The organism is Candidatus Hydrogenedentota bacterium (genome assembly GCA_012730045.1).
GTDB lineage: Bacteria > Hydrogenedentota > Hydrogenedentia > Hydrogenedentales > CAITNO01 > JAAYBR01.
The window spans coordinates 1-10,467 of record JAAYBR010000055.1; the positions used below are offsets into that span (position 1 = coordinate 1).

Consider the following 10,467-nt stretch of genomic DNA (forward strand, 5'->3'; position numbering starts at 1 on the left):
AATCTGGGGGTTCATGGTAAACGAGCCGTCCCCGCTAAAGGCGACAGCATAAAACGGAGTGTCCGTCATGGCGGTGGCAAGCAAAGCGGACACTGCGAATCCCATATAGCTGGCGCCTGTCTCGGTGAATGTGCGTCCAAGGCGGTCATCCTCGACGATCTGAAACCCGTTGGCCTGCACGTCGCCCGCGTCAAAAAACGCCACGGCGTTGTGCGCGCGGCACCAGTCCGACGCGATTTTTATCGCCGCCGGCTGTGTCAGCACCTCCCGCTCCCACATGGGATCGTGCAGCACGGGCGTTTGATAGCGCGCTGCCCGGAAAGCGTCCCACTCCAGACGCTTCTCGTGGCACGCCTTCAACCAGGGCGAATGGTTGCCGCTTTTGGCGCCCGCCGCGCGCAGCGCCCCGTTCAGCCGGCCCAATGTGAGCGCAACATCCCCCACGAGCGGAATTGATTTGCGGTAGTGCATGGCCGTCTCTATGTCGGCATTGATATTGACCACCTGCCGGACCTTCGGATACCCCGTGCGTGAGGAATCGGACTGGCACACAAAACGCGTGCCCAAGGCCACCAGCAAATCCCCCTCGTCCATGGCGTAATTGCCGGAAAGGGAGCCTTTTGAGCCGCCCACGGTCATGTTGCGGGGATGGTTAAAGGGAATCACCCCCGACACCAGCGGACTGGTGACGGCAACGCCGCCGGCCAGTTCGAGGAAGTCAAGCAGTTCCGGCCCGGCACCGCGCGCGCCGCCGCCCACCTTTACCACAACCCGCTCCGCCTCCAATATCGCCTTTGCGGCAAGGGCATAGGCGCCGTCATCCGCCGCGGCGCCCATCCGCGGCGGCGCCTCAGCCGGCAGCTCGTTCAGATTGAAATCAGGAATCATCACGGGCTGCGTGTTCATGGGCATGCAGAGACAAAAGGGCGCCGCGCGATAGGGGTGGTCCACAACATTGTAGCCGCGGCGCAGAGCTTTGGTCACCGCGCCCGGGGTGTGAAGCGTGTATGACCCGCTCATGACGCCGAACAGTTTCTGGAACAGCCCCTGGTCCGGCTTGGGAATCTGCTGCATGTTCGGGCCTTCATCCTCCGTGGTCTCGTCACCGACCAACAGCCAGAATCCCAGACCGTCGCTGACCGCCGCAAGACTTCCGGCCAGGGCATGGAGCGCGCCGGGACCGATGGACGTGAAGACGGCGCTCTTCTCCCCGGTGACCCATCGCAGTGCCGTCACGGCGTGAACCGCCTCGGTTTCATGCCGGACAGGGAAGACTTTCACAAGCCCCGCTTTTTCGTAGACGCGCAGCACCTCGCCCACTTCAGTGGAACCGTGGCCGAAGATGCCGATATAATTGCGCACATTCTGCACCAGCAGTCCCAAGACAATGGCCTCAGACAGCGTGATGTCCGCAGTGCCCGTCATGGTTCCTGAAGCAATCGCCTCGAAAACACCGCCCGAATGCGCGATTGCCGCCGCCCGCTTTTCCCTTGCCGCGGTTAATTGTTCCTGGTTCATTTCTGCTCCATCCATGTCAGTTCAGCGGGGTTTGGACAACGACCGGTGTTCGGACGCGAACTCGGCCTGTTGCCGTGTCAAATGCATGCTGCGTTTTCGGAGGTGATGGCGGACGTCTTCCATCTGGGGGCGGGAGGGGCATGGCAGGATGGCGCAGCCAAATCCAGCATGCTGCCCGTCGTCCCGACGACCGGACGTCCATCCCCTGGCCGGCTGCCCGCCGGCAGAAACGGCCTCCGCTTCGCCTCGAGGGTCTAGTCTTGCACATCGCACCTCAAATTGCAAGGGCGGCGCAATCTGTTGCGGGAACCGGCTTGGCATTGAATTCAGGGACCACTCCTGAATACTGGAACGGCCTGAATCCCTCCGGTCGCACACGCTGTCGCCACGAAAAAAGGCCTCACGAATTCCTTCGTGAGGCCTTGACTTTTCTGGCAGCCCGCAGGGGAATCGAACCCCTGTGACAAGACTGAGAATCTTGCATCCTAACCCCTAGATGAGCGGGCCGCTGTATGGGACGCCGGGATGCCCCCGGCGGGGATTAAACTGTCTGGTTGCCGGACTAGGATTCGAACCTAGAGTTACCTGATCCAGAGTCAGGAGCCTTACCAATTTGGCCATCCGGCAGTGCCCGAGTAGTCTACCCGACACACGCCCGGATTGTCAACTTTTCACCCGGCGGCGGGACGCGCCGCGGGGACTCAGCCCTGCGCGCCGTTCTTCCTCCCGGAGGCCTGCTGCTGCGACTCAACGTAGACGATGTGCTTGTTCGCCGCGTTGACGAAGGCGAGCACGGCCGCCTCGATGATGTCCGTGCTGGCCCCGTTGCCGCGGTACTTCCGCCCGTCGAAGGTGACGATGACGTAGGCCTCGCCGAGGGCCTCCTTGCCGGGCGTGGTCGCGCGGATCTCGAACTGCTCCAGGCGCCCGGACACGCCGACAATGCGCTCGACGGCCCGGAAGGCGGCGTCCACCGGGCCGTCGCCCACGGCGGTGTCCATCAATTGCTGCTCGCCGCGGCGCAGCTTGATGAGCGCCATGGCCGGGTCGTGCCCGGAGATGTGGACCTGCTCCAGCCGGAAAACCTCGAAACTCTCCTGCTGCACGCCCAGGACCAGCATGCGCAGGTCGTCGTCGAAGACCTCCTTCTTTTTGTCCGCCAGCGCGATGAAACGCTCGTAGAGCTGGCCCACCTCCTCCTCGCCCAGCTCGTAGCCCAGCTCGGCGCAGCGCTTGGCGAGGCCGGCGCGGCCCGAGTGCTTTCCCAGGATCAGTTCGCTGCGCTTGCGGCCGACGGACTCCGGGGTCATGATCTCGTAGGTGCTGCGGTTGGCGATCATGCCGTGCTGGTGGATCCCCGACTCGTGGGCGAAGGCGTTCCGCCCCACGATGGGCTTGTTGAAGGGCACGGCCAGGCCGGTCAGCTTGCTGAGGGCCGTGCTCGCGGGCACGATCTCCTCCGTGGTGACGCCGCAGGTGAAGGGCCACGTGTCGTGCCGGACGTGCATGGCCATCACCACCTCCTCCAGGGAGGTGTTGCCCGCGCGCTCGCCGATACCGTTCACGGTGCACTCGATCTGGCGCGCGCCGCCCGCCACGGCCGCCAGGGCGTTTGCCACGGCCAGGCCGAGGTCGTTGTGGTTGTGCGTGGAGAAGACAACCCTGTCCGCGCCGGGGGCGTTGGCGATGACGTGGCGGAACATCTCCCGGATCTCGTCCGGCGTGGTGAAGCCCACCGTGTCCGGCAGGTTGATCACATCGGCCCCCGCGGCGATGGCCACGGCGGAGACCTGGGCGAGAAAGTCCCAGTCGGAGCGCGTGGCGTCCTCCGCCGAAAACTCCACGCGGGGCACCAGCTTCTTCGCCAGGGCGACGGCCTTCCCCGCGTTGTCCAGCACCTGCTGGCGGCTCATGCGGAGCTTGTGCTCCATGTGGATTTCCGATGTGGCGATGAAGGTGTGCAGGGTGGGGCGGACGGCGGCCTCCAGGGCGGACGCGGCGCGCTCGATGTCCTTGTCCAGCGCGCGGGCCAGGGCGGCCACGCTGGCGCGTTTCACCGCGCCCGCGACACGCTTCACCGCGTCGTACTCCTGCTGCGAGGCGATGGGGAACCCCGCCTCCAGCACGTCCACCCCCAGCCGGTCCAGCTGAACGGCCATCTGCACCTTGGTGGCCTCGTCCATGCTCGCGCCGGGGGACTGCTCCCCATCCCTCAGGGTGGTGTCAAATATGTAAACGTTTTCCGTCATGGTGGTGTCCTTTGCGTTCCCCTGGCCGGGGCTCACTTTCGGCGGGGTGTCGGCACCGGAATTATAGTGCTTTCGCCGCCATGCCGCAATTTTTATTGATTTGATAACCCCGCGGACCGCCCTTTTGTTTCCCGGATGAGGAAACTTCGCGCACCGCGTTTTCGGCCTGCGGTATAATCGGGGCATGTCGGACCGTCATTACAGGCATATCCGCCGCGCGCTGCTCAAAGCGTTGTACCAGCAGTACCGGGAGGATCCGCTGGAGATGGTGGAGCCGGAACGGCTGCTGCCCACCGTGGCCGGAAACCGCCGGGACCTCATGTTTAACATGCACTATCTCGCGGACCGGGGCTTGGTGGAGATGATGCTGGGATACCGCCCTCCTCTCTTCTCCGGCGCGCGGATTACCGCGAACGGGATAGACCTGGTCGAGAACCGGATCGTGTTCGACGCCAAATACCCGCCCCTCCCGGACCAGTGCGAGGCGGAGCGCGCCGATCTTCCCCTGCTGCTGGCGCAGTTGGCGGACGAGGCGGAGTTCTGCGCGGTGGACGGCGAAGTTCGGCGGGCCCTGCTGCGGGATGTGGCCTACCTGCAGGACGAGGCCGCGCGCCCGGCCGCCCGGTGGCGGGCCGGGGTCATGATGGCCGTGCTCGACGGCATGTCAGGCATGCTCCCGGAGATGGGGGACGGTGAGGCGCTCCCCTCGCTGGAGGCGGTCGGCCGGAGAATCCGGGGCATTCTGGAAGTCTGAGGCCGTTCCGCCGGAATGGCGGCGCACCCGGCAGTGTTTTTATCTAAACACAACGAGGAGCGCACATCATGGCCGAACATGAAAACATGCCCAACAAGGGGGACAGCGCCCCCGAAATCACCCTGCCCGGCGGAGACGGAACGGTGGTCAGCCTTTCCGGTTTGCGCGGGAAGCCTGTGGTCGTCTATTTCTACCCCAAGGACGACACGCCCGGCTGCACGGTCGAGGCACTGGGATTTGAGGCGCTGGGGGCGGAGTTCAGCAAAGCCGGCGCCGAAGTGCTGGGCATCAGCCCGGACTCCCCCGCCTCCCACTGCAGATTCCAGAAAAAACACGGGCTGGGTTTCCGTCTGCTGTCGGACCAGGAGCACCAAGCGGCGGAGGCGTACGGGGTCTGGGTGGAGAAAAGCATGTACGGCAAGACATACATGGGCATCCAGCGGGCCACTTTTCTCGTGGATGCATCCGGAAAAATCGCCCGCCTGTGGCCCAAGGTCAAGCCGGAAGGCCACGCGGAGGAGGTGCTGGAGGCCGTGCGCGCCCTGTGAGTCCGGTTACTTTGCGACCCGGTTCCCCTCGGCGTCCTCGTACTGGGCACCGGCGCTCAACTGGGCGACACGCGCCTGATAGAACGCGTCCTGGATGGCGCCCAGCGCCTTGGATTTCAGGCTGGACGCGTTGAGAACGCCCTCGTAGATGGTCCAGCGGTTGGCGTTCTCGCTCATCACCACCAGGGCGTCCTTGTCGCGCTCCCGCGAGGTGGTGGCTTTCTTGTACGCCGAGCCGCGGACCAGGGAGATGAGGCCGTTGCGCTGCTCGAAGGCAAATCCGCTCGCCAGCAGCTTCTCCACCAGCTCCGCGCGCGCCGAGCGGGTGCGGACCGCCTGCACGATTTCCGGGGTGTCCAGCACGATGTCGCCCCTGTTCTCGGGGGTGAAGTCGCGGTTGCCCGCCTTGACCGCTGTCTCAACGGCCTCGGCCGCACCGCGGAGGTCGGCCTCCTGCAGGCCGGAATAGTCCACCCGGTGGGACACGAGGGGCCGGGGAATCAGGGAGCAGCCCCCCAGCGCCAGGCAGAGGACCACGCCGGCCGAAAGCACCGCAAGGGGGGAAAGTCTCATGTGTTGTCTTCCTTTTCCTGAAATGCCTCGCAACGGTTCTTGCCGAGGCTCTTCGCACGATACAACGCCGTGTCCGCGGCTTTCAACAAGGCCCCGCCCCCCTCCATGGTCTCCGGATCGAAAAGCGCCACGCCCAGGCTCGCGGTGATGCGCATGCCGGGGGGAAGCTGCTCGAAGGGCGCGCCGGCAATGGCCTTGCGGATGCGCTCGGCCTCCAGCATGGCCCCCGACATGCCGGTTTGCGGCAGAAGAACCACGAATTCCTCGCCGCCGTACCGGGCGAGAAGGTCCACCTTGCGGATGTGCCGGTGGATGCGCCGGCAGAGCTCCTTCAGGACGCTGTCCCCCGCCGCGTGCCCCCAGGAGTCGTTGACCACCTTGAAGTCGTCCACATCCAGCATGATGCAGGCCAGGGGGATGTGATAGCGCGCCGCGCGCTCGCATTCCTGGTCCAGACGCTCCCGCACATAGCGGCGGTTGCGCGTGCCCGTCAGCTCGTCCGTGATGGCCAGCCGTTCCAGGGCCTCGGTTTGCAGCGATGTCAGGCGCATGGCCGTAACAAGCGCGGGGTTGGTGTCGGCGTCGCCCTGATGACCGTTTCGGGCGCCGGACAGCGGCGCCGGTCCCAGCACCATTTCTGCGAGATGGGCCACCGTGGACCGTTGGACGGTCCAGCCGCCGTGGAAGAAGCCCTCCCCCGCGTTGGCCGTGGGCTCCCAGGCGAACAGGGCCACGCTGATCTCGGGAGACAAGGCGGCGAAAATGCGGTCCCCCGGGCCGAGGGGGCTGACGCTCTGGACGCAGGTGAACCCCGCCGGGCACTGCCCCTCCCCCCGGCTGTCCGCCACACAGTAGGCCCGCGCGCGCCCCTGCACGGTCTTCGCCGCGGGGGGCAGCCAGTTGAGCGTCTCCGCGTCCCCGACAACGCAAAGGCTTTCATCGTCGCGGGAGAGGACAATTTTGGCGGCCTCGGCGAGCAGGGCCGCGAAAACGGCGGGATCGTGGACCCGGGCGCACACGCCGGGCACGGAAAGCGGCATCTTCTGGGCGAGCACACGGTTCATCAGGGAATGTTGTTCACCGGGCTTTGACACGCTCCTACACCTTGCCACCGCCCCACAAGGGGGGAGTCGGGGATTATCCCCCTATTGGGGCCGAAAATCAAGCGGCTGCCGGCGCCTCCGCCGGCGGGGATTCCGCCGGGACGCCCTGCGCGTCCCCGGCGCCGGGCTCCAGCGGCATGCCGGGGGTGTACTTCTCGACGATGGCGACAGGGGTTGAGCGGACCACAAGGTCCCAAAGTTCCTCGACCTCCTCATTCAGCATGCGCGCGCAGCCGTGCGAACTGAACTGTCCGACGCTGTCCGGGGCGATGGTGCCGTGGATGCCCAGATCCTTGGGGAGGTTCGGCTCCTGCGGGACAAGGGGCATCCAGCGGGTTCCCAGCTCGTTGGCCGGGTCGCCCGCCGGGATGGGCCCCGCACCCTGTTTGTGCCAGACGGGGTCCTTCTCCTTGACGCCGATGATGTACTTGCCGGGCGTCGTTTCATGACCCGGCATGCCGAGGCCGGTCCGGTACATCTTGAAGACGCCCCGGCTGTCGAGCAGGAATATCCGGCAGGTGGACCGTTCAATGACGAGGTGGAAATCCTTGGGGGTGTACTTGAGCCGCTGGCCCGGGGACAGCGTCTGTCCGTCGGACAGGTTGTTGGCCCGCATCAGCAGGGCCTGGGTGGTGTTAAGCTTGATTCCGATGCTGATCAGGGTGTCCCCCCGTTCCACGGTGTACACCTTGCTTTCGGGGGTCTCCCCCGGAGTGAAGATGAGCTGGACATTCAGGCGGCCCAGCGGTCCGAGCGCCTCGTTCCAGGCCGGACTGTCCCACGGCGCGCGTTCGGCGGCGTCGCGGAAGAGGTCCCGCGCGCCCGTCAGGTCCCCCTCGGCCTCTTTCATCCGGCCCAGTCCGCAGAGGGCCATCGCCTGCATTTCCGGGGGCGCGTTTTCCCGCAACTGGCCGTAGAGGGCGCCGGCCTCCTCTTTCCGGCCGGCCCTTTCGTGTTCAAAGGCAAGCCGTGCCACGAGCACCGGATACTCCGGGGTGGCGGCCAGGTCGTCCATGCCCTTTTCCAGGGCCGCCACGGCCTCCGCGGGCTTGCCCTGGGCGTTCAGGATGTCGGCCAGACACAGAACCGCCGGGCCCGCCACACGCGGTTCCCGGGCGCGCAGGGCGGGTTTGAGCGCGGTGTGCGCCGCGTCGGGGTTTCCCCCGGCCAGCAGGCCGCGCGCATCCTCGAGGGCCTTGGCCGCCGTTTCCGGCGAGGACGCGGCCAGTTGGAGCACACGGCCCGCCCCGTGGCGGTAGGCGTAGAGCCCGGCGCCGCCGATGGCGGAAAGAACCACCAGCACGGCCAGAATGCGGAACAGACCGCCGTCCCCGCCGGACTTTCTGAAGAACACGCTTTTCTTTTTTCTTGCCATTAAATGCGGAATTGCCTTTCGTAGACGCGCTTGAGATCCAGAAGGAGCTCCGTGCAGGACTGATAGCGCCGGTTGACATCCCTCCTGAGACACTTGAGAATCACCCGGTCCAGCCGGTCTGGAATCTCCTTGTTGACGGAGGAGGGAATCGGGAAATCATATGCGGGGCTGATGATCTGCTTGATTTTCTCCCGGACAGTGAGGCCCGAACAGGGGTGGCACGCCGTGAACAGCTCGAACATGGTGATGCCGAAGGAGAAAATGTCGGACCGGCCGTCCAGGTTCTTCTTTCGGAGCTGCTCGGGCGACATGTAGAGGCGGGTGCCCCCGGTCTCCTTCATCCAGCGCAGCCGCCAGCTGGAGGTGGACTTGGAAAGCCCGAAGTCCACGATCTTGATGTCGCGCCCGTCCTTGGAGAAGAGGAAGTTGGCCGGCTTGATGTCGCGGTGGATGACCGAGTGCTGGTGGAGAAAGTCCAGCCCCTCGCACAGGCGGATGCAGATGTCAATCATCTGCTTGACCGTCAGCACCCGGTTTTCAATGAAGTACTTCATGTTGTAGCCGTCAACGAACTCCATCAGCAGGCAGCGGCGGATGTTCCCCTCGTTGTCCTCCTGCTCCACGATGGTCTTCCGCATCTTGATGATGGCCGGGTGGTCGAGGCTGGCGGCGATCATGACCTCGCGCCCGATGTAGTCCTTCTTGCGGCGTTTCTTGTCGAGGTCGTAGGTCTTGTGCAGCACCTTGATGGCGATGGTGTCGTCTTTGACCGGGTCGAGGGCCTTGTACACCGTGCCCATGCCCCCGCTGCCCACCGGCGCCAGAATGCGGTACGGGCCCACATTGGACAGCTCGAACTCGTAGTCCACAGCGGCCGCGGCGGCCGTTCCCTTGGCCTCCGCTTTCTTGCCGGAACGCAGCGCTTTCAGTTTGTCAAGCAGCCCCATGGGGGTTCTCCTCGGAGGGCGCGTCATGCCCGGTCCCATCGTAGCGGAGCCCGCGCGCGCATTGCAAAGCGCGGCTCACCATCCGCGCGCCTTCATGGCGTCCATGGACTCCCGGTCCGTCGCGTGGGGCGGCGCGGGGGAGAGCGCGGAAACGGCCGCCCGCTCCTCCGGGGTGAGCCGCAGGTCCAGGCACTGGAGCGTGTCCCGGAACTGCTCCAGGTTCCGGCAGCCGAACAGGGTCGAGGTCACCGCGGGGTGGGCCATGACCCAGGCCATGGCCAGCGCCGCGGGCGGCACGCCCCGCTCCCGCGCGTGCTCCACAAAGCGCCCCGCCACCTCCATGTATCCGGGGTCCGCGTAGCGCTGGCGGTACATCTCCGTCTCGTGGAGGCGCCCCGTGCCGCCCGCCAGATACTTGCCCGTGAGCACCCCCGCGCCGATGGCGTTGTAGGGCACCACGGCCAGCCCCTCATGCGCCGCCATCGGCAGGATTTCCACCTCCACCTGGCGCTTGATCAGACTGTACATGGGTTGGAAGCACACCGGCGCGTGGAGGTTGTGCTGCCGGGCCGCGCCGAGGGCCGCCATGGCCTGCCATGCCGCGAAGTTGGACACCCCGCAGTACCGCACCTTCCCCTGCTCAATGGCCGTGTGCATCGCCCGCACGGACTCCTCAACCGGGACATGCTCGTCCCAGTGGTGCAGATAGACAATGTCCAGATAGTCTGTGTTCAGCCGCCGCAGCGACCGCTCCACCGACGCCAAAATGTTCCGCCGCGACAGCCCCTCGTCGTTCCGGCCCCCGCCGAAGGGGAAGAAGACCTTCGACGCCAGAATGATCTGGTCCCGGTGCGGGCCGATCCACCGTCCCACAATCTCCTCCGTCACGCCCTTGTTGTAATTGTGCGCCGTGTCGAAGAAATTGATCCCCAAGTCCAGCGCCGCGTCCATGATCTCCCGCGACACCGCCTCACCGGACTCATTGCCAAAGGTCATCGTGCCCAGGCACACCTCGGACACGAGGAGCCCGGTCTTTCCAAAACGCGCGTATTTCATGGAGTTTCTCCCACAGACGCCATCCGAACGTCCCCCATTGTACCCTCCCGCCCCACGCGCGTCCAAACGCGGTGCAAAACGTGGACGCGCCCCCGTCATCGCGAGCCCCAGACCGCCCGGGGGTGGGAATGTCGTTGAAGAAAGGCGTGTCAGGCATCAGATGTCGCGGGAGCCCCCGCACGTCCTTGGCGGGTCCGTCTGTTGTGTGGAGTGCGGTGGCAGAGCGAAGCGGCGACACCGCTTTGCCCGGGGAGGATCCATGCCGCACCCCTCACGGCAGCTCTTTCCCGGGAACCAAAGCGGCGTCGTTGCCGCCGCACTCCAAAAGGAGACGCCGCGCGCCC

General features: G+C 65.6%; 9 protein-coding genes and 2 tRNA genes. 2 read left to right on the forward strand and 9 right to left on the reverse strand.

Going from position 1 to position 10,467, the window contains the following annotated elements; translation table 11 throughout:
• The 4 genes from GXY15_05540 to GXY15_05555 all read right to left on the reverse strand — a co-directional run.
• The coding region (locus GXY15_05540) for a thiamine pyrophosphate-binding protein (protein NLV40675.1) at positions 1–1,518 on the reverse strand (1,518 nt) is incomplete at its 3' end.
• A gap of 432 nt (positions 1,519–1,950) precedes the next feature.
• Positions 1,951–2,025 (reverse strand) — tRNA-Glu (locus GXY15_05545).
• A 44-nt stretch (positions 2,026–2,069) separates the two neighbouring features.
• A tRNA-Gln gene (locus GXY15_05550) sits at positions 2,070–2,145 on the reverse strand.
• Positions 2,146–2,219: 74 nt separating this feature from the next.
• The gene (locus tag GXY15_05555; protein NLV40676.1) at positions 2,220–3,767 is read right to left on the reverse strand and encodes a 2-isopropylmalate synthase; all 1,548 of its coding nucleotides are present in this window, start codon (positions 3,765–3,767) and stop codon (positions 2,220–2,222) included.
• Positions 3,768–3,951: 184 nt separating this feature from the next.
• On the opposite strand from GXY15_05555, the gene GXY15_05560 reads away from it, so the two are divergent.
• Together GXY15_05560 and bcp are read left to right on the forward strand one after the other, a co-directional pair.
• Positions 3,952–4,521: a hypothetical protein gene (locus GXY15_05560; protein NLV40677.1), complete on the forward strand. Its 570-nt coding sequence runs from the start codon at positions 3,952–3,954 to the stop codon at positions 4,519–4,521.
• A gap of 86 nt (positions 4,522–4,607) precedes the next feature.
• The gene (gene bcp / locus GXY15_05565; protein NLV40678.1) at positions 4,608–5,069 is read left to right on the forward strand and encodes a thioredoxin-dependent thiol peroxidase; all 462 of its coding nucleotides are present in this window, start codon (positions 4,608–4,610) and stop codon (positions 5,067–5,069) included.
• 6 nt (positions 5,070–5,075) lie between these two features.
• Here the strand turns inward: bcp and GXY15_05570 are convergent, their stop codons facing one another.
• The 5 genes from GXY15_05570 to GXY15_05590 all read right to left on the reverse strand — a co-directional run bounded on the left by GXY15_05570 (position 5,076) and on the right by GXY15_05590 (position 10,123).
• Positions 5,076–5,642, reverse strand: a complete 567-nt coding sequence (locus GXY15_05570) for a DUF1318 domain-containing protein (GenBank protein ID NLV40679.1) — start codon at positions 5,640–5,642, stop codon at positions 5,076–5,078.
• A complete protein-coding gene (locus GXY15_05575; GenBank protein NLV40680.1) occupies positions 5,639–6,706 on the reverse strand; it encodes a GGDEF domain-containing protein in 1,068 nt (355 codons plus the stop codon). The genes GXY15_05570 and GXY15_05575 overlap by 4 nt, the downstream gene beginning before the upstream one ends.
• Positions 6,707–6,803: 97 nt before the next feature.
• Positions 6,804–8,099, reverse strand: a complete 1,296-nt coding sequence (locus GXY15_05580) for a L,D-transpeptidase family protein (GenBank protein ID NLV40681.1) — start codon at positions 8,097–8,099, stop codon at positions 6,804–6,806.
• A 20-nt stretch (positions 8,100–8,119) separates the two neighbouring features.
• Positions 8,120–9,067 carry a serine/threonine protein kinase gene (locus GXY15_05585; protein NLV40682.1) on the reverse strand — a complete coding sequence of 316 codons (948 nt, stop codon included), beginning with the start codon at positions 9,065–9,067 and terminating at the stop codon, positions 8,120–8,122.
• A 75-nt stretch (positions 9,068–9,142) separates the two neighbouring features.
• Entirely contained in the window at positions 9,143–10,123 is a 981-nt protein-coding gene (locus tag GXY15_05590; protein NLV40683.1) for an aldo/keto reductase, read from the reverse strand.
• Positions 10,124–10,467: the final 344 nt, after the last annotated feature.